Source organism: Rhodococcus sp. NPDC003382 (genome assembly GCF_053589135.1).
In genome coordinates, this window is sequence record NZ_JBSFRH010000017.1 from 94,446 (window position 1) to 114,505 (window position 20,060).

A 20,060-nucleotide genomic window follows, 5' to 3' on the forward strand; every position below is an offset into this window, starting at 1 on the left:
AAGAGGGGGGCTCATCCTTGCCGGTCGGGCACCGATCGGCAAGGATGAACCACCGGACCGGATGCACGGTTCCCGACGAGGAACCAGAAGAACAGGGGTAGTCCCGCCGACACACCCACCAGGCACGTCGCGAGCGTGACCCACAGTGCGCGTCCGGTGCTGATCCAACCGGTCCCGAATGCCGCCAGCAGCAGGACGACTGCGGAGACCAGCACGTCGAGCCATGCGAAGGCACTCAGTCGGGTCGCGGTGATCTCGTCGGCGATCCGCCCGAGGTCGAGGCCGTGTTCGAGCAGGAACGGAACCAGCGCGGCGTACGGAATCACGACACCCGCGACTGTGCACGCGGCGAACACGAACGCGAGATGCTTCTGCTGCACGGCGTTTCCTTCGGTAGCGGTCAGGGTTCGGTTCCTGCTCCGGTCTCGCGGACAGTCTCGACCACGGCCCGCATCTTCGAGAGGAACTCGTCGATCGTGGCGAGTTCCTCGGGGGAGAACGAGTCGAGAACCCCGACAGCCCGGCCGATGAGCGGCCCGAAGAAGCTCCAGCCGAGTTGTTCGGCGGACTCGGTGACCTGCAACCTCACGCGTCGGCGGTCCTGGCCGTCGCGTTCCCTCGCCACCAGGCCGTCCTTCTCGAGACGGTCGACGAGCGCGGTGGTCGACGCGGAGTTCAGGCCGAGTTGCTGCCCCAGCCATCCCGGCGTCGCGACGGTGCCGGCGCGGGCAGCGTCGAGCAGAGCGATCAGGGCGCGCACGTCGGTGGCGTGAAGTCCGTGGGTCCGGGCGAACTCGGAGCCGAACAGGTTCAGCTGCACCACGAGTTCCCGTAGACCGTGCACCATCGCCAGGGCCCGGCCGTTCTCCGTGTCCGTCACTGCTGTTCCTTCGCTCGACGCGGTTACCTCGACAGTCTACTATCTCGATCGTCGAGATAATTCCATGGCGGAGGTTGCAATGTCCCAACCGACGATCGAAGAATTCACGAACACCCCGGCAGGTACCGCCTTCCATCGCGCCTACGACGCCGTGCTGGCCCGCTGGCCCGACGGCACCACCTCGATCGATCTCGAATCCGGACACGGCAGCACCCGGATCAACGCGTACGGGCCGCCGGACGCGCCTCCGGTCGTGCTGCTACCCGGCGGGGGTGCGACCTCGACGGCGTGGTTCGCCAACGTCGCGGCTCTCGGCGCACGGCACCGCGTCCATGCCGTCGACATCCTCGGGGATGCCGGACGTAGTGTCCCGGGCCCACACCCGCCACGGACCGTCGACGATCTGCTCGACTGGTTCTTCGGGGTCGTGGACGGGCTCGGCCTGGACACCTTCGGAATCGCGGGGCACTCGTACGGTGCGATGATCGCGCTCGCCGCTGCCCTGCGCAGACCCGAACGCGTCGACAAACTCGTTCTGCTCGACCCGAATTCGTGCTTCTCGGGGATGCGGCCCGGGTATCTGCTGCGCGCGTTGCCGCTTCTGCTGCGCCCCACCGAACAGCGCGAACGAACCTTCGTCGCGTGGGAAACCGGAGGTCGCCCGCTGGACGAGGGATGGCTGGACCTTCTCGCGCTCGGTGCGACATTCCCGGCATCGAAGACGATCGTCCCGAAAAGGCCGTCCGGGAAGGCATTCCGCGACTTCGGCGTCGACACCACGGTGATCCTCGCTCGGCGCAGCAAGGTTCACGACAGCCGCCGCGTCGACGAAGCGGTCCGGCGGCTCCTTCCCGATGCGCGGACGATCGTGCTCGACGACGCCACGCACCACACGCTTCCCGTGCATCCCGCCGACGCCGTGAACGCCGCGCTCCTCGAGGGGTTCGGGGGTCGCTGACCGGCCCGCCGGCGGCGCATTCCGACAGGCTCGGGGTTTTCCGGGACGGACCGGTGGGTATGCCCGGGAAAACCCGATCCGATCGGAGGTTTCGACATGGACGCGCTGGGCTGGATCGTACTGGCAATCGTGATCGTCGTCGTGGTGCTGCTGCTCGCCTGGTTGCTGACCAGACGCCGGACGCAACATCGTCGCACCGAGGCTGCGCATCTGCGGGCACAGGTCGCCGAACGTGCCCCGGTCGCGGAACAGCGCGCGGCCATCGCCGACGAGACCGCTGCCAAGGCCCGCCGGGCAGCCGCGGAGGCTTCCGAGAAGCAGGCCGAGGCGGCCCGCCTCGCAAGCCGCGCGAAAGTACAGCGGGAGGAGGCGGAATCGGTTCGCAGCGAGCTGGACGAGCAGCGTGAACGCGCCGACCGGCTCGATCCCGACGCCGCCGCGCCCTCGGCGCCCGCCGAGTCCCGGGCTTCGGCGGACGATACGGAGCCGAGGCGGGATCTGCGAACGGACCGGGTGCGGACGGACGAGGTGCGAACGGACCAGGTCCGAACGGACGAGGGTGACGCGAGCCGGGAGGGCCGGCACTCCGTGTAGAGGCGCCCGGGGAGGGACACCGACCCCGTCACCGAGCCGCGGCCGTGCAGATCCAACGGTCGCGGCGGGTGTCGTAGCGGACCAGACCCAGTTCGGCGAAACCGTCGAGCCACCCCCGCATCGGCCACCATCCCCACCTTCGTTGGAAAATTGTTGCGTTGGTGACGATGTCGTGAACGTGCTCGACGGGCGGGTCGGACACCGGGTGATATTGGTGGAACGCGTGAGCACCCCCGACCCACGCAAGTTCCACATCGGATCGTGCTGCCGTGCAACCGAAGTCGGTGTCCTCGCCACCGTAACCGGTGTAGTCGGTGCAGAAACCGCCGAGCCGCCGCCAGGTGGTGGCGGTCGTCGCGAACGACAGCGACCAGAACAGGTGATGGTCTCGTGACGGAAGAACGGCATCGTCGGCCGGGACAGGCCGGGCGGAATGGGGATCGACCATTTCCGGCAGCCGGTCCAGGTCGTAGCCGTTCTCCGGCGGCGGTGGGAGGTATGTGACCGGCCCGCACAGCAGCGCATCCCGATAGCGCTCGTCGCCTGCGACATCCTCGTAGCGACGCAGCATCCCGGGCGCGGGAATGCAGTCCACGTCGAGGAACACGAGCACCTCTGCGCCGAGATCGAGCGCACGGTCCGCCCCGAGATTGCGGGCCGCGGCGAGGGGGAGCGGGCCTTCGGCGTGAGGCATGAACACGATGCAGGCGTCGCTGCCGGTACGAGCGACGGTCGATGCCACGCCGGGGTCGCCCATCGCGACGACGACGTGCCGGTCGGGACGTCGGTCGCCGCGGTACAACCCGCGCAACTGCAAGCTCAGGTGCCGGTGCCGATGTGCTGCAATGGTCACCACGCAGGTCTTCACGCGCAGCTCGATTCGCCGGCGACCTTCTCGATCGCTGCCGCGGCCCGCGCGGCAGCACCCTCCGTGCCCCACAGATCCCAGCGACCCGGATCGGACCGGCGGGCACGATCGAGCAACCCGGGCCACGCCTGCGCCTCCGGCCAGCCGGTCAGGGCCACGGCGAGGCCGGCGTGATCGAGGGCGGTGACGGTGGCGCGTTGTTCGTCGAAGGGCCGTGGCTCGGCGACGAGCACGGCGGGCCGGCGTGCCGCGGCGATGTCGGCGACCGTGTTCTGACCGGCGTGGCCGACGACGACGTGTGCGCGGCACAGCGCCGGCCACGGGTCGTCGACCCACTCCCGGCCGGCGATTCCGAGACCCTCCCACGCGAAGCGCGGATCGCACTCGGAGTAGGCCTCGAGGTCCGCGGCAGTGAGGGAGGATCCTCCGCTGCCGCCGAGAACCAGCACCGTGTCCTCGTCGGGACGGAACCGCGACGAGGACCGTCCGTCGAAGCGGCTGATGCCTCCCACAAAGCTGGTCCGGTCGGCGAACGGCTGCAGCCATTCCGGTTCGTACATCGCGCGCGGCCAGGCCGCGATGATGCGATCGGACAATCGGTAGGCCAGCTGATGCGCTGCGTCCGTGCGGTTTCCGGGCATGGCGACCGTCACCACGGGAATGCCGAACAGTCGTGCCGTCAGCGCGATCTCGACGGACACGTCCACGACGATCGCGGTGGGCCGCGCCCGTTCGATCCACGCGGCGAATGCAGCCTGACGGCGTCGCAGGCCGGGATCGAGACGGGGAACCCAGTGCAGGGTCCCGAACGCGGTCGGGTCCTGCGCGGTCGGCGCGGCGTCGTCGCGGGGGAGGACCACCGTCTCGGTGAAGACGCCGTCCGGATCGGAAACCGGCTCGGAGCACAGAGCGGTGACCGGGATGCCGAGGTGGGCGCAGATCGCCGCGGCGCGGGAGCGGTGCCCGTGGCCGTGATGGTGGATGTAGTAGCCGATCATCAGGTGACACCCACTCGGGGACATGCTGTTCGGAGCAGGTCCCGGTAGAGGTCGAGGTAGGTGGCGACCATGACCTGCTCGGAGCAGTACGACTGCGCCCGCGCCCGTGCCGCCTCGCGCGGGAGAGTCGCTGCGACGGGCACGGCCTCGGCCATCGCGGCGGTGTCCCCGTCAGGGACGAGAACCCCGCAGTCGGGTGTGAGGAGTTCGGGGATCGCACCGCGCGCGAACGCCACCACCGGGGTTCCGCAGGCCAGCGCCTCGGCGACGACCAGACCATAGGGCTCGTCCCAGCAGGGTGTCACCAGGACGGCGGCGGCGCGACCCACCTCCGCGGCGAGATCGGCACGATCGAGATGCCCGAGATGGATCACGTCGTCACCGAGGTGCGGGGCGATGTGCTCGTCGAAATAGGAAGGGGCGCAGATCGGTCCGGCGATCCGGAGTCTTCGGCCGGAGCGCCGGGCCGCGTCGATCGCCAGGTGCGCACCCTTCTCCGGAACGAGGCGACCGAACCACATCAGGTCGGTTCCGCCGGGGCCGGGCGGCCAGGCCTGCAGGTTCACCCCGTTGTGGATCACGGTCGCGGGTGTCCCGAGCGCATGACGCCACGCCGCGGCGGTGTGACGGCTCACCGCGACGAAGGTGGCGGGACACCCGCCGGGCGTGGCCAGCGCGGATTCGATCCACGGCGTCGGGGGCGTGTGGAGCGTGCACACCACCGGGACGTCGAGCGTGTGCGCCATTGCCACCGGCAGGTAGTGGAGGCTGTGGTTGTGGATCACGTCGAAGCGCCCGGCGAGCGGTCCGGCCAGCTGCAGCATCAACGACAGATACGCGTGGTGGTCCGCGAGAAACGTTTCCGGCACCATCGATTCGTCGGTGCGTGCGGCCGCGCTCGGGGCGAACTCGTGGACGTCGAGAAACGTGGCGTGCAGACCGGGATCCGATCCTTCCGCTGCGAACAGCGTGACGCGGTGCCCGGCATCGGTGAGCGCGTGGGCCAGGTGCCAGATGTGCGCCTCGAGTCCACCGGCGAACGGCTCGCGGATGGGGTACCTGTTGGACGCGATCAGCGCGATCCGCAGCGACCCGGTGCTCACGACCGTCCCCGTTCACGCAGTGCCCGCTCGTAGAGATCCCGGTGGGTGCGCGCGATGTTCCGGCGCTGGGCGAGCCGGCTCTCCCATGCGGGCCGAGGAAGAGGCCGAGGGCGGTGGTACAGATCGCGGATGCCGCGGTCGAGCGAATCGGGATCGAACCGGTGCTCGTCGAATTCGAAGACCGCGCACGGTTGTTGCTGCCCGTAGAAGCCGCAGCTCGGCGCGGCGACGGCGGTTCCCAGGTCGTGGCAGGCCTCCAGCCACCCCGAGTGCGTGCCGAAGCGGTAGGGCAGGACCGAGACGGTCAGCGACGAGAGGTAGCGCCACAACTCGTCGTCGGAGAAGTAGGGGTGGACCAGCACCTCGACGCCGGGGCGGTCCGCGAAGGTCGTCAGTGCGGCTCCGGTGTCGGGTGCGTACCAATGATTGCCCGGATCGAAGATCTCGTCGTGGAGGTCGATGCGCAGGATCGCTCCGGGCAGCGAACCGATTGTCTCGGACAGTGTTTCGACGATGGGCAGCACGTCCATGTTCGCGCGCAGGCTCTTCGCGTGCACACCGACCACGAACCGGTCCTCGGCCGGGCGCGGGCGGTCGAACCACTCCTTCTCCACGACGTGCGGATGCGGGACGACCGTGGCGGAGCGTCCCCACACCTCGTGGATGCGTGCCGCCGCGCCGGGGGTGAGGGTGATCAGTTCGGTGGCGCCGCGGATCAGGACGTCGAGTTGTTTCTCGTGTGCACCCGGAGTGTCGTGGTGCGGATTACGAAGATCGTGCACCGTGTACACCAACGGGATTCGATGGTCGTCGAGCTCGGCGACGATGTCCTCGAGTTGGGCAGGCTCGATCGCGTCGAATCCGAAATGCACGTGGAAGACGTCGAATTCGTGGTGGTGCTCGGTGACCCAGCCGGGCTCGAGCATCAGCGGAGGCCACCAGCCGCCGGGAACCGTGCGGCCGTCCGCCGGCACCGGATCCGGCATCCGCGTCACCCCGTCGCCGTCCGGATCCGCCAGGTGCCGAACGTAGACATGCGAGGCGGGTACCGACGCAACACGAACGGATCGCACGAGTTCGCTCACTTCCCACGAGATCGGGTGACGGCCGTATCGACGGTGGCCGGCCGGGACGACCGAGGGATACCCAGAAAGTCGACTGCCACACCCGAGAGGTTCGGAAATCGAACCCGCGGTCCGGAAATCGGCAGGCGGCCGAACGGTTTCCGGGAACCCGGACCGGGTTACCCGCCACTGGAGCAATCGAAGGGAAGGTAGCGATGACAACGAGCGAGCGCGACGTGATCGAGGTCCTCACCCACGATCACCGCGAAGTGGAACGGATGTTCGCCGAACTCGAGGCACTCCACGGCATCGGAACCGACGAGGCGCGGCAGCGGCGCAAGGATCTCACCGACCAGGTGACCATCGAGCTGGTGCGGCATTCGGTCGCCGAGGAGGCCGACGTCTATCCGGCCGTGAAGAAGAAGGTCAGCGAAAGCGAGGCCGAGCATGCCAAGGAAGAGCACGCGGAGGCCGAGAGAACGATGAAGCGGCTGGAGGGGTTGAAGCCGGACGAGCCGGAGTTCGAAGCCCAGCTCGCACTGCTGATGCAGGAGGTCCGCGAACACGTCGCCGAGGAGGAGAGCGAGATCTTCCCGCACATGCGGAGCGTCTTCACCCAGGAGGAACTGATCGACCTCGGGAAGAAGGTGGAGTCGACGAAGAAGCTGGCGCCGACGCGGCCGCACCCGTCCGCCCCGGACGAACCGCCGGGCGACAAGATCCTCGGCCCGGTCACCGGCCTGCTCGACCGTATGCGTGACGCGGTGACCAAGCGCGGAACCGAACGATGAGGACGTGATCGATCGGGGATTGTGCCGATTCGGGAGGACTGTGCCGAATCGGACAGTTCGGGTGATACCCGCGAGCCGGCCCGGGGTGCAGGTCGCTCAGGGGCGGCTCGCGGGGCGATCCTCGCGGGAGATCGTCCGGTGCACGGTCATCAGGAAGTGGTCGAACTCGTTTCGCGAGGAATCGGAAATCTTCGGTCCGGATCCGCCGGTGACGACGTCGACGATGCGCTGGGCCAGCGCCCGGAGCTTGGTGTTCGTCTCCTGAGACCGCCACGTGAGGATCTCGAAGGCGTGCTCGGCGGAGATTCCGTACACGACCATCAGCACACCCTTGGCCTGCTCGATGATCGCGCGTGACTCGGCGAAAGTGGACATCGCTTCGTCGACGGTCTCACGGATCTCGTCCGCGTAGCTCTCGGTGAGGTCGACGTAGAACCCGGACGTGCCGATGACCGCGCCCGTGTCGTCGAGCAGCTGGTCACCGACCACGACGACCTGCTTGACGTTCCCGGCGACGTCCACGATCCGGTGCCGGCTGCTGAACGGCCTGCCGGTCGTGCGCTGAGTGTTCAGCACCTCGGTGATCTGCTGCAGATCGTCCGGATGCTTGTGGGACAGAACCAATTCCGTTGTCGGATGCACCGTGCCGGGCTCGTATCCGTGCATCCGGGCAACCGCATCCGACCACTCCCATTCGTCGGTTGCGACGATGTACCGGAAGCTGCCGACACGCTGGGGCCTGTCGGCGCGCAGCTCCCGTCCTGCGCGGCTATCCGTGGTCGAATCGGTCATTCCGCGATTATGCCGCGAAGGATGTTACCTCGACCACTCGGTCCCGATTCCCGAACCGCCGAGGGTCACCGGCCGTGGGGAGACGGTCGCCTTCTGTGACGGGTGTGCAGGAAACCGACCGCGCGGGTTGAAATTCCGTTCGCGGGGTACTCCTGTCCGCACCGTATGCGGCGGTGCAGCTCGGGAGGTTTCGGTGCGTTGGCGGCGAGGCGTGGTCGCAGGAATCGTGGCGGTGTCCTTGTCGTGCGGCTGCTCGGGTCTGCCCGGGGGAACGGAGGGGGATCTGTCGCGGGCGGCGGAGGATGCGGCATCGGCGACCGCGTCCGCCCAGCTGGGACTGTCGCTGGTCACTGCGCACCGCACCACCGGTAACCACGCGGACGTGGTGCTCGACGACGCTCTGGAGACGGTCCTCACCTCCTACAGCGCTACGGCCACCGCCGAGACGGCGTCGCCGGAGGAGGCGGCGCACCGGGACGTGCTGCTCGGCTACCTCGACGACGCGGTAGCGGTGCTCGGCCGGGCCCGCGGGCACGTCGCCGGCGTGCCGGGGTCCGCGGACGCAGCGTCCCTCGACCAGGAACTCCGCCGGCTCACCGACACGCTGTCGGCGTTCGGGGAGGGCGCGCGGTGACGAAACTGTTCGCCGTCGCACTCGGCGTTCTCACCGCCATCGGCGGTTTCCTCGACATCGGGGACCTGGTCACCAACGCGGTCGTCGGATCCCGTTTCGGGCTGAGCCTGGTCTGGGTCATCGTGCTGGGGGTCGGGGGCATCTGCCTGTACGCGAACATGGCCGGACGGGTCGCCGCGGTCAGCGGGCGCGCGACGTTCGAGATCATCCGCGAGCGTCTCGGCCCCCGCGCGGCGCTGGCGGACCTCGCAGCGTCCTTCCTGATCAACCTCATGACACTGACCGCCGAGGTCGGTGGCGTCGCGCTGGCGCTGCAACTCGCGTCCGGCGTCGGGCCGCTGATGTGGATGCCGGTCGCGGCGTTCGCGGTGTGGCTGGTGATCTGGCGGGTCCGTTTCACCGTCATGGAGAACGTCACCGGACTGGCCGGACTGTGCCTGATCGTGTTCGGGGTGGCGCTGTTCCTGCTGGGGCCCGACTGGGGTGAACTCGGACAGCAGATCCTCGCCCCGGCCGTCCCCGAAGCCGAGTCGACCGCGGTGTACTGGTTCTATGCGGTCGCATTGTTCGGTGCGGCGATGACGCCGTACGAGGTGTTCTTCTTCTCGTCGGGTGCGCTCGAGGAGAAGTGGACCGTCGAGGACCTGGGCAAGGCCCGGCTCAACGTGCTTGTCGGTTTCCCGCTCGGCGGGGTCCTCTCGGTGTGTGTGGCCGCCTGCGCCGCGGTGGTGCTGCTCCCGCAGAACATCGGCGTCGAATCCCTCTCCCAGATCGTCCTGCCGGTGGCGGAGGCCGGCGGTCGCCTGGCGCTGGCGTTCGCGATCGTCGGGATCGTCGCCGCGACTTTCGGTGCTGCCCTCGAGACGACGCTGTCCAGCGGCTACACGCTCGCGCAGTTCTTCGGCTGGCGGTGGGGCAAGTTCCGGGCTCCCGCGGACGCCGCCCGTTTCCACCTGGTGATGATCGTGTCGCTGCTCGTGGGACTCGCGATCCTCGCGACCGGCGTCGATCCCGTTCTGGTGACCGAGGTTTCGGTGGTGTTCTCGGCGGTGGCGCTGCCGCTGACCTACATTCCGATCCTCATCGTCGCCAACGACCCCGAATACATGAGTGAGCACGTCAACGGCCGGGTCGTCAACGCTTTTGCGCTGGCCTACGTGCCCGTGATCGTCGCCGCCTCGGCCGCTGCCGTACCCCTGCTGATCATGACGGGAGCCGGATCGTGACCGAATCGGACGCTCTGCCTCGGCTGCCGATCGAGGGTCGTGTCCTCGACGCGCGGTTGCACCTGCTGGACCGGCTGCTCGTCGACGTCGACGGCCGCCCGGTCACCACCGTCGACGATCTCGAGCTCGACGGCATCGAAACGGGCCGGGAGATCCCAGCCGGGGCGGCGCCGCCGCAGGTGCAGGCGATCCTGAGCGGCAACGCGCTGCCGACGCGCATCTTCGGCGGCACACCGCCGGACTCGCGGCTGGACCGCATCGACTGGGCCGACGTGGACCGCATCGACGTGGCGGTGCACCTGACAGTGCACGGTGACGACCTCGACCACCTGTGGATCGAACGATGGGTCCGCGACCACGTCGTCGGACGGATCCCGGGAGGTCGTCGTGCGGTTGAGTGAGATCGTCGGGGCCCGAGTCCGCGACAGCGACGGCAACGGTCTCGGCACGGTCGTCGACGTCCGGTTCGCTCTTGCGGGGAATGAGGGCCCCACCCTGGCGGCGCTGCTGGTCAGCCCGAGATCCGCGGGCTCGTTCCTCGGATACGAACGGAGTTCGGTCGACGCCCCGGCGCTGATCGCCCGCTATCTGCGGTGGCGGCACCGCGGTACGTTCCTGGTCCGGTGGGCCGATGTGCGCCGTGTCGGAGACGGATGGGTCGACGTGCGCGACGGTTACCGCAAGTTCGCGCCCGCCCTGCCGTGACTCCGGGCGGAGTCGATCGGCTGGCTGACGAGGGGTTCATCCTTGCTGGCGCGGGCCCGATCTCTTGGCGATCACGAAGACGACGACGCCGATCAGAATGAGGATTGCAATCAGTTCCATGGCGCAGGGGTACCCCGTGGTGCCGAATCGAACCGGTCCCGAACGGGTACCCGCTGCGGCATGAGCGGAGATCGGAAGGATCAGGGGAGGGCGCCGCTGCTCGACGCGCTCGCGGACTACCACCGGCAGGACCGCTACGGATTCAGCCCGCCGGGACATCGCCAGGGCCGCGGCGCCGACCCGCGCGCACTCGACGTGCTCGGTGACGCCTATCGATTCGATGTGCTGGCGACCGGCGGACTCGACGACCGGCTCGCGCGCAACCACTACCTCTCCGACGCCGAGGACCTGATGGCCGAAGCCGTCGGCGCCGAGCACGCGTTCTTCTCCACGTGCGGAAGCTCGCTGTCGGTGAAAGCGGCGATGATGGCGGTGGCCGGGCACAGTTCGGGCGGGCTGTTGCTCAGTCGCGACTCCCACAAATCCGTCGTCGCCGGGCTGATCTTCGGAGGCATCCAGCCGCGGTGGGTCACCCCGCAGTGGGACGCCGAGCGGCACATGTCGCATCCACCGTCACCGGAGCAGATCCGGGAAGGCTGGGAAAAGCATCCGGACGCGGCGGGAGCCCTGATCGTCTCACCCAGCCCGTACGGGACGTGCGCGGACATCGAGGGCATCGCCGAGGTCTGCCACGAACGGGGCAAGCCGCTCATCGTCGACGAGGCGTGGGGCGCGCACCTGCCGTTCCACGACGATCTGCCCACCTGGGCGATGAACGCCGACGCCGACGTGTGCGTGGTCAGCGTCCACAAGATGGGTGCCGGATTCGAGCAGGGCTCGGTCTTCCACACCCAGGGAGATCTCATCGACTTCGCCCACCTGTCGACGTGCGCCGACCTACTGATGACGACGAGCCCGAACGTGCTCGTCTACAGCGGAATCGACGCGTGGCGCCGGCAGATGGTCGAGCGTGGCGAGAGGCTGCTGGGCGACGCGCTCGAGCTGAGCAGGCAACTGCGCGAACGTCTTTCGCAGATTCCCGGGCTGCAGGTCCTCGAGGACGAACTGCTCGGCCACGAAGCCTCGCACGATCTGGACCGACTGCAGATCCTCGTCGACGTCAGCGAGACCGGTGCCTCCGGTTATCAGTTCGCGGACTGGATCCGGGAACACTGCCGGGTCGACATGGGGCTGTCCGACCACCGCCGCATCATGGCGACGATGTCGATGGCGGACGGCCCGGAGACCGCCGACCGGCTGATCCGGGCGTTCGAAGCCTGCGCGGCCGCGGCGGACGGTTTCGACCCGCCCCCGCCGATCCGCCTGCCGTCACCGGACGAACTGCAACTCGAATCCCGGATGTCGCCCCGGGACGCGTTCTTCGCGGAGAAGGTCGAGGACGTGCCCGCCGCACAGGCGCCCGGACGCATCGCGGCCGAGCAACTGACGCCCTATCCACCGGGCATTCCGGTGGTCGTGCCCGGCGAGCTGATCGACGACGCGGTCGTCGACTATCTGCGCAGCGGGCTCGCCGCCGGGATGGCCGTCCCCGACGCCACCGACCCGAAACTCGACACCTTCCGGGTGGTCGCGCAGTAGAACGAAGCGCCGATCATGTGTCGTCGTCCCCGCGGCCGGGTACCCCCCGGGGGTGAGGCTCGGTCTACTCGACATCGGTTCCAACTCGGCCCAGCTGCAGATCGTCGAGGCAGAGGTCGGTGCGCCCCCGCTGCCCGTGCACGCGATCCGGGTGCCGACCCGGCTCGCCGACGAGGTGCAGCCGGACGGATCCCTCAGCGTCGCAGGCGCGGACCGCGCGGCCAACGCGGTGGCGACGGCGGTCGACGCGGCGTACCGGTACGGAGTGGATCGGCTGTTCCCGTTCGTGACCGCGGCGATCCGTGACGCCGAGAACCGGGACGCGGTGCTCGACCGGATCGTGCAGGCGTCCGGCATCCGCCCCGAATACCTCTCGGGCGATCAGGAGGCGCGGCTGACCTACCTCGCGGTGCACGCGTGGTACGGCTGGTCCGCGGGCCGGCTGCTGGTCCTCGACATCGGCGGCGGCTCGACGGAACTGGCCCTCGGGCGCAACACCGAGCCGGACATCGCGCTGTCGCTGCCGCTCGGTGCGAACCGGTTGACACGCCGCTATCTCGAGAGCGACCCACCCACCGCGAAGGAACTCAAGAGGCTGCGCCGAGACGTGCGGGACACCCTCGGCGACGCATCGGACCGACTGAAGTGGGAGGGCGATCCGCACGTCACCGTCGGGGCGTCGAAGACGTTCAAGCAGCTGGCTCGGCTGACCGGTTCCCCGGCCCAGCGCAAGGGACCCTTCGTTGCCCGCACACTGCAGCTCGACCAGCTGCGCCGGGTGATCGACAAGCTTGCGGGCATGCCCGCACAGCACCGCAGCCGCTTGCCCGGTGTGTCGGAGTCCCGCGCCCGGCAGGTGCTCGCCGGCGCGATCGTGGCCGACTGTGCGATGACGGCACTGGGCCTGGACAGCCTCGAGATCAGTCCGTGGGCGCTGCGGGAGGGGATCGTGTTGCGGCACTTGTCGTCCCTCGCCGACGACCGCGACGCGCTGCCGCTGCAGCCGTTGCCGGAGCGCACGGAGGAGGGCGCGACGGTGACCACGCTGCCCAAGCAGATCTGACACATCCGGATCCGGCGCGCGATGGGCTCCCGCCCTCGGCGTGCCGGATCCGGCGAGTGTCATGCCGGCACGGAGTCCACCTCGCGGTCCCATGCCCGGTGCCGCGCCATGACGTCGGCGAAGACGTCGAAGAACTCTCCCGGCAGCGACGCCTCGGCGACCGTGGAGGTCACCACACCCGCATGGGTGAGGACGTCGGGGCCCTCGGCGACCGGGCAGTGCAGCCCGGCGGCGGGCAGCAGGTCCAGACCCGCCCCGAACGCGGCGATCGGCTTGGCGTGCTTGTACGCCTCGGCCAGGAAGTGCAGCGTGTAGCCGTCCTTCCGGAGGGTCGCGATCGCGTCGGGCCCGCACGGGACCACCACCGCGTCGTACAGCACCGACGCCATGGTGTTGATCGCGCGGTCGACGGCGATGTCGCCGCCGGAACCGCCGGTGAGCACGCCACCGCCCTTGGGCGCGAGCACCTCGACGATCGCGCCCCGTTCGGTGAGCGCCTCGACGAGTCGCTCGACGCCGGTGACGTCGACACCGTCGGCCGCGAGTACCGCGACGCGCCGGCCGACGATGCTGTCCATCGCAGTGTTCAGCTGGGAGAGCGCGGGGGAGGGCGGCACGATGGCGACGAGCGACGACTCGGGTGGGGCGTCGAGGCCGAGTTCACCTGCGACCCGTGATGCCAGGCCGTGATCGACCAGGTCGAGCTCGGCGACGACGCGTTCGCGGATGTCGACGTCGGTGACCTTCCCCAGCTCGAAGCCGAAGGCCGCGACGATGTGATCGGCTTCGACCTCGGACATGCTGTGCCAGAACAGACGTGGCTGGCTGTAGTGGTCGGTGAAACTGTCGCTGCGGGCCCGCACCACGTGCCCGTCCACGTGCTTCGCGTAGTGCGTGAAGACCTCCTCGTCGGCCAGTGCCGGACACCCGCTGCCGAGCGAGTTCTTGTGGTAGGACGCCTTTCCCCGCTGGATGGTCGGTTGGCTGTATCCGTCGTGCTGGTGGGTGCGCACCTCGGTGACGGGCCGGTTGACCGGCAGATGCGAGAAGTTCGGTCCGCCCAGCCGGAGCAGTTGGGTGTCGAGATACGAGAAGTTGCGGGCCTGCAGCAGCGGATCGTTGGTGAAATCGATGCCGGGCACCAGGTTCGCGGTGTGGAACGCGACCTGCTCGGTCTCGGCGAAGAAGTTGTCCGGATTCCGGTTCAGTACCATCCGCCCCACGGGCCGCACCGGCACCTGCTCCTCCGGAATGAGCTTCGTGGCGTCGAGAAGGTCGAATTCGAAAGCGAATTCGTCCGACTCGGGAACCAACTGCACACCGAGTTCCCACTCGGGATACTGCCCGGCCTCGATCGCCTCCCACAGATCGCGGCGGTTGAAATCCGGGTCCTTACCGGCGATCTTCTGGCACTCGTCCCACACCAGTGAGTGCGTGCCGAGTTTCGGTGTCCAATGGAATTTGACGAATGTTCCGGTGCCCGTGGCATTGACGAACCGGAAGGTGTGGACTCCGAAGCCCTGCATCATCCGGTAGCTGCGCGGCAGCGCGCGGTCCGACATCAGCCACATCACCGCGTGCAGCGTCTCCGGCTGCAGTGACACGAAATCCCAGAACGTGTCGTGCGCGGACTGCGCTTGCGGAATTTCGTTGTGCGGCTCCGGTTTCACCGCGTGCACGAAATCCGGGAACTTGATGCCGTCCTGGATGAAGAAGACCGGAAAGTTGTTGCCGACCAGATCGTAGTTGCCCTGTTCGGTGTAGAACTTCGTCGCGAAACCGCGGACGTCACGGACCGTGTCCGCGGAACCGCGTGACCCCGCCACGGTCGAGAACCGCACGAACACCGGGGTACGCACCCCGGGTGTGGTGAGGAACCGGGCGGTGGTGACCTCGGCGAGCGAATCGTCGTAGGGCTCGAAGAAGCCGTACGCGCCGGCGCCCCGCGCGTGCACGACCCGCTCCGGGATGCGTTCGTGGTCGAAGTGGGTGAGCTTCTCCCGTGCGTGGAAGTCCTCGAGGAGTGTCGGTCCTCGGGTGCCGGCCGTGAGGGAGTCGTCGTCGTGGTCGACCCGTACGCCCTGCTGAGTGGTGAGGTAACCGGAGTTGCGGTCCACGCGGAAGCCGTCGAGCTGCCTGTCCTTTGGATCGCGCTGTTCGGGCGTGCCCGCGGCGCCGTCGGGTCCGGTCTTCGTCATCCTGTCCTCCGATCCGGGAATGCGGTGGTCCGTCCGAGGTGCAACGGTTTCGTACCGTGACTACCCCCGGGCGAGACCGGCAAACCCGGCGTTTCTCAATCGCTCACGAGGACGCCGAAAGAAAACATCAGGAAGACGATCATCCCCACCAGCAGACCCCACCCGACGCCCTGCCAGATCGGCCACGTCCCGTGTCGCTGCCATGTGCGGAATGCGCGGTACAGCGCGCCGAGCCCGCCGATCAGCAGGACCACGGGCGGGCCGAACGCGAGGATCTGCTTCGCCGGCGCGGTGCACACCGCGAACGACTCCTCGGCGCAGCGGTCTCCGGAGACGGCCAGTCCCCACACCACCCCGACCGCCAGCACGAGCAGCGCGACAGCGACGACGATCGCCGCGTACCACATCGCGGATCGGAAGGTCGCGGGATCGCGCCACCGCTTCTCGACGTCCTGGCTCATGGCACCTCCTCAGTGGTGTTCGGCGCGGTCGGTGACTTCGGGCCTGCCGGCGGCACGCGCGCAGTGCGCACAGCAATAGATGGTGCTGTCCACCTCGACGCCGTGGCCGAGAATGCGGCAGCTGCAGTGCGCGCACACCGGGGCCATCCCCTGGACCGCGCACTCGAAGCTGTCGTAGGTGCCGGTGACGTCGGCGCGGGTCACGGTGAACGTCTTGTCGTAGTCGTTTCCGCAGGTATCGCATGTGGGCATGGTGCTGTCTCCCTTCCCTCGGACCTACCGGACGAGTGCCCGTGCGAGTACTCGACCAAACGAGACGGGCGGGGAGGATACTGGGAACACACAGCGTGTCGGATTCGTCCGACGTGGGTATTCCCGTCCCGCCGGACCCGTGCCGGTCCTGCGGATGTGAGGAGAGCGTGATGGAACGGCCGTCAGGTGACGAGGTGATGGTCCGAGGGTTCACCCGGTACATCGAGCAGGTCGCCCAGGAACTGGGCATTCCGGAAGGGAAATGGGCAGCCCGCGACGACGGCGCCTGGGAGGCGTACGTGGGCATTCCGGAGCTCGAGCTGTATCCCGGCCGTGAAGTGGCTCTCGTCTGGACCCCGGACGAAGGGTGGGCGCTCGCCGTCGAGACCGGATCCGGTGAGGACATGATCCTCGCCGGCTACCTAGGGTCGACGCGGGTTCCCCCGCCGTTGGCGGTGCGGGCCTTCATGGATCGTCTTCGGCACGACGGAGGGGCCCTGCGCACGACCCCGGCCCGCGGAACCCGAGAGGACGCGCTGCGGGCGGTCACGGACTACGGCGGCGTCGCGGGAGGTGTCGCAGCCGTCGAGTGAGGGTATGCGACGAGGACTACACGTTCCGTCCGGAAGGTGGGTCCGATGACAGTTCCCGATCCCGAACCACACGGCAACACCGATCCAGATCCCGGCACCACGCCCGGCCTCGAGCCCGGCGGAGGAGTGCCGCCCGGCACCACGCCACCCGAATCCGCCGGTACCTCCGGGCTGTCCGCTCCGGAACCGGAGACGAGGAAGCGTTTCCCCGTGACCGGGTGGATGACGCTCGGCGCGGTGATCGTCATCGTGCTGGTGTTCGTCGCCGTCATCGTCGGTCTGATCGCCGCGATGATGTGAACAAGATTTCCGGGCGGGTTGAGACCGGCCACGGCGGGGTAGCCCCTGTGCGTCAGTGAAGAGTTCCGACAGGAGGATTCGCATGGCAGACGAGAAGAGCGGCCCCAGCGAGGCCGTCAAGGGCGTCGTCGAGGACGTCAAGGGTAAGGCCAAGGAGGCCGTCGGTGCCGTCACCGGCCAGGACGATCTGACCCGCGAGGGCCGCGCCCAGCAGGACAAGGCGGAGGATCAGCGCGAGGTCGCCCGCAAGGAAGCGGAGGCGGAGAAGGCCAGGGCGAAAGCCGAAGCGGACGAGGCCAGGCAGCGCGCCCAGCAGTAACGCTCACAGCAAGATGTCGTCCGGGGGCGGCCGGAGTCCTGCGGGACCCGGCCGCCCCCGTCGTCACAGGAGGTGTCGCCAACGTGCGGATCGTCACGCTCGTGGTGCTGATCTGGCTGGTCGTGGGTGCGATCGCGGCCGGGCAGCGTGGCTACTTCAGCGGAACCGAGCAGAATTGCGCGGGTGTCGCGACGGTGGTCGTGACGGTGCTCGCGGGCCCGCTGAACTATTTCGGTGTCAATCCGAGGATCGAGGACTGCCGCCTGCCCGAACCCAGCACGTGACCGACCGGGACCGGATGGTCAGGAACGGGCGGCGCGCAGATCGTCGAGGAAAGTGCGCGCCCACCGGTCGACATCGTGCTTCATCACCTGGGTGTGCATCGAGCGCATCCGTCGTGCCTTGACGGCGGGTTCCTCCGTCACGGCAGCGACGATCGCGCGCTTGACCGCGTCCAGGTCGTGCGGGTTCACCAGATGGGCGCGTCGCAGCTCCCACGCTGCCCCGGCGAACTCGCTGAGCACGAGGGCACCGCTGCCGTCGCCGTGGCAGGCGACGTACTCCTTCGCGACGAGATTCATGCCGTCGCGCAGGGGCGTGACGAGCATGGTGTCGGCACAGGCGTACATCGCGATCAGCTCGTCGCGATCGACGGGCCGGTGCAGGTAGTGCACGACGGGCCGGCCCAGCCGGCCGAACTTGCCGTTGATGTTCCCGACCTGTCGTTCCACGTCGTCGCGGAGCTGCGCATAGGCGGTGAGCCGTTCACGGCTCGGCGTGGCGAGCTGGACCATGACGATCTTCTCCGGATCGAGGGTGCCCTCCTCGAGGAGTTCGCGGAGCGCTTCGAGCCGGATGTCGATGCCCTTCGTGTAGTCGAGTCTGTCGACGCCGAGCAGGACCGTGTCGGGGTCGCCGAGTTCGACACGAATCTGCTTGGCCCGCAATTGGGTCGATGCGGAGCGTGACTGCTCGTCGATGTGGGCGGAGTCGATCGAGATGGGATACGCCCCGACCCGCACGAGGCGGTCGCCGACTTCGACCGCGCCGGCCGAGCCGGGGCGGGGAGCGGGCGCGGAGAGCAGCCGCCGGGTCAGGAAGCGGAAGTTGTCGGCACCGCCGGGGAGATGGAAGCCGACGAGATCGGCTCCGAGCAGACCCTCGATGATCTCCCTGCGCCACGGTAGCTGGAGGAACAGTTCCGGGGGCGGGAACGGGATGTGCAGAAAGAAACCGATCGTCAGGTCGGGGCGCATCTCCCTGAGCATGCGCGGTACGAGCTGGAGCTGGTAGTCGTGCACCCAGACCGTGGCCCCGGGCGCCGCCGCCTGCGCGGCCGCTCGGGCGAACCGCTCGTTGACCTGCACGTACGTCTTCCACCAGCTGCGGTCGAAGGTGGGCGTGACCACGGCGTCGTGGTAGAGCGGCCACAGGGACGTGTTGGAGAAACCTTCGTAGTATTCGGCGACCTCGGTCTCGGTGAGCCGAACCGGATGCAGGGTCAACCCGTCCTCGACGAAGGGCTCGAGGTCGACACCGGGGGTTCCCGGCCAGCCCACCCACGCGCCGTTGGTCTGCCGCAGGATCGGTTCGAGCGCGGTGACGAGGCCTCCGGGGCTGCGATGCCAGGTTCCCGGACCTCCGTCCGGATCGGGTTCGAGGTCGACGGGCAGCCGATTGGCCACTACCAGGAAATCCGAGGAGGTCGTATTCGTCACGATTTTCAGCCCCTATTTCGCACAATTTCGGCAGCGGCGGCGGTCCGCGGAAACGTAGCGGTGCCTGGGCTTTCGGGATTCGTCCCCGAAAGTCTTCAACGGAACTGCGGTCCGTACTTCCGCTCCGGTGGCGAGAGTGTATCAGGTCACCGTTTCGGATCCCCGGAACCGCTGTCTGTGTTTAGCATTGGAACCGGCCGGGTAGATGTCGTACATCGACCGGTACCGCGATGCCGATTCCGCACGCCGGAGGGACATCGCTGGAGAGAGGAGAACGCATGGGTAAGTTCACAGTTCCGGGTCTGAGCGAGAAGGACGGCGGACGCGTGGCGGAGATCCTCCAGGAACGGCTGAGCGCCTACAACGATCTGCACCTGACTCTCAAGCACATTCACTGGAACGTGGTGGGCCCGAATTTCATCGGGGTACACGAGATGATCGACCCGCAGGTCGAGCTCGTGCGCGGCTACGCCGACGATGCCGCCGAACGTATTGCGGCGCTGGGTGCGTCGCCGCAGGGCACGCCCGGAGCGATCGTGAAGAATCGTACCTGGGACGACTATTCGGTGGGGCGGGACAGCGCGCAGGCGCACCTCGCCGCCCTCGATCTGGTGTACGACGGATTGATCGCGGACAACCGCAAGGCGATATCCGAAGTGGGAGAACTCGATCCCATCACCGAGGACCTGCTGATCGGGCAGACCGGTCAGCTCGAGAAGTTCCAGTGGTTCGTGCGCGCGCATCTCGAGAACGCGGCCGGAGCGCTCGTCAGCAGCGGTGCCACCACCGAGCAGAAGGCTGCCGACAAGGCCCGCTCCTAGCGCGTCACTTCCGTCGGCACCACAGATTTCGTCGAAAGGTCGGCCGCACACGGATATCCGTGT

Annotated in this window: 25 protein-coding genes; 14 read left to right on the forward strand and 11 right to left on the reverse strand. The window is 68.3% G+C overall.

Features of this window, described 5'->3' with window-relative positions:
- Window positions 1–11 precede the first annotated feature (11 nt).
- Window positions 12–380, reverse strand: coding sequence for a DUF2834 domain-containing protein (locus tag ACWDUD_RS13990; RefSeq protein ID WP_450109679.1), 369 nt, complete (start codon window positions 378–380; stop codon window positions 12–14).
- 20 nt (window positions 381–400) lie between these two features.
- Window positions 401–880, reverse strand: a complete 480-nt coding sequence (locus ACWDUD_RS13995) for a MarR family winged helix-turn-helix transcriptional regulator (RefSeq protein WP_450109680.1) — start codon at window positions 878–880, stop codon at window positions 401–403.
- 79 nt (window positions 881–959) lie between these two features.
- On the opposite strand from ACWDUD_RS13995, the gene ACWDUD_RS14000 reads away from it, so the two are divergent.
- Together ACWDUD_RS14000 and ACWDUD_RS14005 are read left to right on the forward strand one after the other, a co-directional pair.
- The gene (locus tag ACWDUD_RS14000) at window positions 960–1,838 is read left to right on the forward strand and encodes an alpha/beta fold hydrolase (RefSeq protein ID WP_197255117.1); all 879 of its coding nucleotides are present in this window, start codon (window positions 960–962) and stop codon (window positions 1,836–1,838) included.
- 81 nt (window positions 1,839–1,919) lie between these two features.
- The gene (locus ACWDUD_RS14005) at window positions 1,920–2,432 is read left to right on the forward strand and encodes a hypothetical protein (RefSeq protein WP_450109694.1); all 513 of its coding nucleotides are present in this window, start codon (window positions 1,920–1,922) and stop codon (window positions 2,430–2,432) included.
- A gap of 28 nt (window positions 2,433–2,460) precedes the next feature.
- On the opposite strand, the gene ACWDUD_RS14010 is transcribed toward ACWDUD_RS14005, so the two are convergent.
- Genes ACWDUD_RS14010 through ACWDUD_RS14025 form a run of 4 tightly spaced genes read right to left on the reverse strand, consistent with a single transcriptional unit; the run spans window position 2,461 to window position 6,474 of the window.
- Window positions 2,461–3,300 carry a glycosyltransferase family 2 protein gene (locus ACWDUD_RS14010; protein WP_450109681.1) on the reverse strand — a complete coding sequence of 280 codons (840 nt, stop codon included), beginning with the start codon at window positions 3,298–3,300 and terminating at the stop codon, window positions 2,461–2,463.
- Window positions 3,297–4,298: a glycosyltransferase gene (locus ACWDUD_RS14015; RefSeq protein WP_450109682.1), complete on the reverse strand. Its 1,002-nt coding sequence runs from the start codon at window positions 4,296–4,298 to the stop codon at window positions 3,297–3,299. Before ACWDUD_RS14015 ends, ACWDUD_RS14010 begins: the two co-directional genes overlap by 4 nt.
- On the reverse strand, window positions 4,298–5,401 hold the full coding sequence (locus ACWDUD_RS14020; protein ID WP_450109683.1) for a glycosyltransferase family 4 protein: 1,104 nt from the start codon (window positions 5,399–5,401) through the stop codon (window positions 4,298–4,300). The genes ACWDUD_RS14015 and ACWDUD_RS14020 overlap by 1 nt, the downstream gene beginning before the upstream one ends.
- On the reverse strand, window positions 5,398–6,474 hold the full coding sequence (locus ACWDUD_RS14025) for a glycosyltransferase family 1 protein (RefSeq protein ID WP_450109684.1): 1,077 nt from the start codon (window positions 6,472–6,474) through the stop codon (window positions 5,398–5,400). Before ACWDUD_RS14025 ends, ACWDUD_RS14020 begins: the two co-directional genes overlap by 4 nt.
- A gap of 206 nt (window positions 6,475–6,680) precedes the next feature.
- Between ACWDUD_RS14025 and ACWDUD_RS14030 the strand changes: the two genes are divergently transcribed.
- Window positions 6,681–7,256, forward strand: a complete 576-nt coding sequence (locus tag ACWDUD_RS14030; RefSeq protein WP_248673152.1) for a hemerythrin domain-containing protein — start codon at window positions 6,681–6,683, stop codon at window positions 7,254–7,256.
- Between the two features lie 96 nt (window positions 7,257–7,352).
- On the opposite strand, the gene ACWDUD_RS14035 is transcribed toward ACWDUD_RS14030, so the two are convergent.
- On the reverse strand, window positions 7,353–8,048 hold the full coding sequence (locus ACWDUD_RS14035; protein ID WP_450109685.1) for a PAS and ANTAR domain-containing protein: 696 nt from the start codon (window positions 8,046–8,048) through the stop codon (window positions 7,353–7,355).
- A 226-nt stretch (window positions 8,049–8,274) separates the two neighbouring features.
- Here ACWDUD_RS14035 and ACWDUD_RS14040 point away from each other — a divergent pair, with 226 nt between their 5' ends.
- The 6 genes from ACWDUD_RS14040 (at window position 8,275) to ACWDUD_RS14065 (ending at window position 13,335) form a co-directional block, all read left to right on the forward strand.
- Window positions 8,275–8,682 carry a hypothetical protein gene (locus ACWDUD_RS14040; protein WP_248673153.1) on the forward strand — a complete coding sequence of 136 codons (408 nt, stop codon included), beginning with the start codon at window positions 8,275–8,277 and terminating at the stop codon, window positions 8,680–8,682.
- Window positions 8,679–9,908, forward strand: a complete 1,230-nt coding sequence (locus ACWDUD_RS14045; protein WP_450109686.1) for an NRAMP family divalent metal transporter — start codon at window positions 8,679–8,681, stop codon at window positions 9,906–9,908. The genes ACWDUD_RS14040 and ACWDUD_RS14045 overlap by 4 nt, the downstream gene beginning before the upstream one ends.
- Window positions 9,905–10,309, forward strand: a complete 405-nt coding sequence (locus tag ACWDUD_RS14050) for a hypothetical protein (RefSeq protein ID WP_450109687.1) — start codon at window positions 9,905–9,907, stop codon at window positions 10,307–10,309. The genes ACWDUD_RS14045 and ACWDUD_RS14050 overlap by 4 nt, the downstream gene beginning before the upstream one ends.
- Window positions 10,296–10,613, forward strand: coding sequence for a PRC-barrel domain-containing protein (locus tag ACWDUD_RS14055; RefSeq protein ID WP_248673155.1), 318 nt, complete (start codon window positions 10,296–10,298; stop codon window positions 10,611–10,613). The genes ACWDUD_RS14050 and ACWDUD_RS14055 overlap by 14 nt, the downstream gene beginning before the upstream one ends.
- Window positions 10,614–10,793: 180 nt before the next feature.
- Window positions 10,794–12,272, forward strand: a complete 1,479-nt coding sequence (locus tag ACWDUD_RS14060; RefSeq protein ID WP_450109688.1) for an aminotransferase class I/II-fold pyridoxal phosphate-dependent enzyme — start codon at window positions 10,794–10,796, stop codon at window positions 12,270–12,272.
- Window positions 12,273–12,324: 52 nt separating this feature from the next.
- Window positions 12,325–13,335 carry a Ppx/GppA phosphatase family protein gene (locus ACWDUD_RS14065; protein ID WP_450109689.1) on the forward strand — a complete coding sequence of 337 codons (1,011 nt, stop codon included), beginning with the start codon at window positions 12,325–12,327 and terminating at the stop codon, window positions 13,333–13,335.
- A gap of 59 nt (window positions 13,336–13,394) precedes the next feature.
- Here the strand turns inward: ACWDUD_RS14065 and ACWDUD_RS14070 are convergent, their stop codons facing one another.
- The 3 genes from ACWDUD_RS14070 to ACWDUD_RS14080 all read right to left on the reverse strand — a co-directional run bounded on the left by ACWDUD_RS14070 (window position 13,395) and on the right by ACWDUD_RS14080 (window position 16,246).
- Window positions 13,395–15,533 (reverse strand): catalase, encoded by a 2,139-nt coding sequence (locus tag ACWDUD_RS14070; RefSeq protein ID WP_450109690.1) that lies wholly within the window; start codon window positions 15,531–15,533, stop codon window positions 13,395–13,397.
- Between the two features lie 95 nt (window positions 15,534–15,628).
- A complete protein-coding gene (locus ACWDUD_RS14075; protein WP_197255132.1) occupies window positions 15,629–15,994 on the reverse strand; it encodes a hypothetical protein in 366 nt (121 codons plus the stop codon).
- A 9-nt stretch (window positions 15,995–16,003) separates the two neighbouring features.
- Entirely contained in the window at window positions 16,004–16,246 is a 243-nt protein-coding gene (locus tag ACWDUD_RS14080) for a hypothetical protein (RefSeq protein ID WP_197255133.1), read from the reverse strand.
- A 170-nt stretch (window positions 16,247–16,416) separates the two neighbouring features.
- On the opposite strand from ACWDUD_RS14080, the gene ACWDUD_RS14085 reads away from it, so the two are divergent.
- From ACWDUD_RS14085 to ACWDUD_RS14100, 4 genes are all read left to right on the forward strand, one after another.
- Entirely contained in the window at window positions 16,417–16,839 is a 423-nt protein-coding gene (locus ACWDUD_RS14085) for a DUF6292 family protein (protein ID WP_450109691.1), read from the forward strand.
- Between the two features lie 45 nt (window positions 16,840–16,884).
- Window positions 16,885–17,139 carry a DUF6480 family protein gene (locus ACWDUD_RS14090; protein WP_197255137.1) on the forward strand — a complete coding sequence of 85 codons (255 nt, stop codon included), beginning with the start codon at window positions 16,885–16,887 and terminating at the stop codon, window positions 17,137–17,139.
- 82 nt (window positions 17,140–17,221) lie between these two features.
- Entirely contained in the window at window positions 17,222–17,458 is a 237-nt protein-coding gene (gene mbp1 / locus ACWDUD_RS14095) for a microaggregate-binding protein 1 (protein ID WP_197255139.1), read from the forward strand.
- Window positions 17,459–17,541: 83 nt separating this feature from the next.
- On the forward strand, window positions 17,542–17,742 hold the full coding sequence (locus ACWDUD_RS14100; protein ID WP_197255141.1) for a hypothetical protein: 201 nt from the start codon (window positions 17,542–17,544) through the stop codon (window positions 17,740–17,742).
- An 18-nt stretch (window positions 17,743–17,760) separates the two neighbouring features.
- On the opposite strand, the gene ACWDUD_RS14105 is transcribed toward ACWDUD_RS14100, so the two are convergent.
- Complete coding sequence (locus tag ACWDUD_RS14105) at window positions 17,761–19,179, reverse strand: alpha,alpha-trehalose-phosphate synthase (UDP-forming) (protein WP_450109695.1); 1,419 nt, start codon at window positions 19,177–19,179, stop codon at window positions 17,761–17,763.
- 275 nt (window positions 19,180–19,454) lie between these two features.
- Between ACWDUD_RS14105 and ACWDUD_RS14110 the strand changes: the two genes are divergently transcribed.
- Window positions 19,455–19,997 carry a Dps family protein gene (locus ACWDUD_RS14110; RefSeq protein WP_197255143.1) on the forward strand — a complete coding sequence of 181 codons (543 nt, stop codon included), beginning with the start codon at window positions 19,455–19,457 and terminating at the stop codon, window positions 19,995–19,997.
- Window positions 19,998–20,060 lie beyond the last annotated feature (63 nt).

What these genes read in the sequence shown, in the direction of transcription:
- ACWDUD_RS14000 (WP_197255117.1), top strand. Translation starts at nt 960, where the DNA reads ATGTCCCAACCGACGATCGAAGAATTCACGAACACCCCGGCAGGTACC.
- ACWDUD_RS14080 (WP_197255133.1), bottom strand. Translation starts at nt 16,246, where the DNA reads ATGCCCACATGCGATACCTGCGGAAACGACTACGACAAGACGTTCACC.
- ACWDUD_RS14015 (WP_450109682.1), bottom strand. Translation starts at nt 4,298, where the DNA reads ATGATCGGCTACTACATCCACCATCACGGCCACGGGCACCGCTCCCGC.
- ACWDUD_RS14060 (WP_450109688.1), top strand. Translation starts at nt 10,794, where the DNA reads ATGAGCGGAGATCGGAAGGATCAGGGGAGGGCGCCGCTGCTCGACGCG.
- ACWDUD_RS14075 (WP_197255132.1), bottom strand. Translation starts at nt 15,994, where the DNA reads ATGAGCCAGGACGTCGAGAAGCGGTGGCGCGATCCCGCGACCTTCCGA.
- ACWDUD_RS14070 (WP_450109690.1), bottom strand. Translation starts at nt 15,533, where the DNA reads ATGACGAAGACCGGACCCGACGGCGCCGCGGGCACGCCCGAACAGCGC.
- ACWDUD_RS14090 (WP_197255137.1), top strand. Translation starts at nt 16,885, where the DNA reads ATGACAGTTCCCGATCCCGAACCACACGGCAACACCGATCCAGATCCC.
- mbp1 (WP_197255139.1), top strand. Translation starts at nt 17,222, where the DNA reads ATGGCAGACGAGAAGAGCGGCCCCAGCGAGGCCGTCAAGGGCGTCGTC.
- ACWDUD_RS14030 (WP_248673152.1), top strand. Translation starts at nt 6,681, where the DNA reads ATGACAACGAGCGAGCGCGACGTGATCGAGGTCCTCACCCACGATCAC.
- ACWDUD_RS14110 (WP_197255143.1), top strand. Translation starts at nt 19,455, where the DNA reads ATGGGTAAGTTCACAGTTCCGGGTCTGAGCGAGAAGGACGGCGGACGC.
- ACWDUD_RS14085 (WP_450109691.1), top strand. Translation starts at nt 16,417, where the DNA reads ATGGAACGGCCGTCAGGTGACGAGGTGATGGTCCGAGGGTTCACCCGG.
- ACWDUD_RS14035 (WP_450109685.1), bottom strand. Translation starts at nt 8,048, where the DNA reads ATGACCGATTCGACCACGGATAGCCGCGCAGGACGGGAGCTGCGCGCC.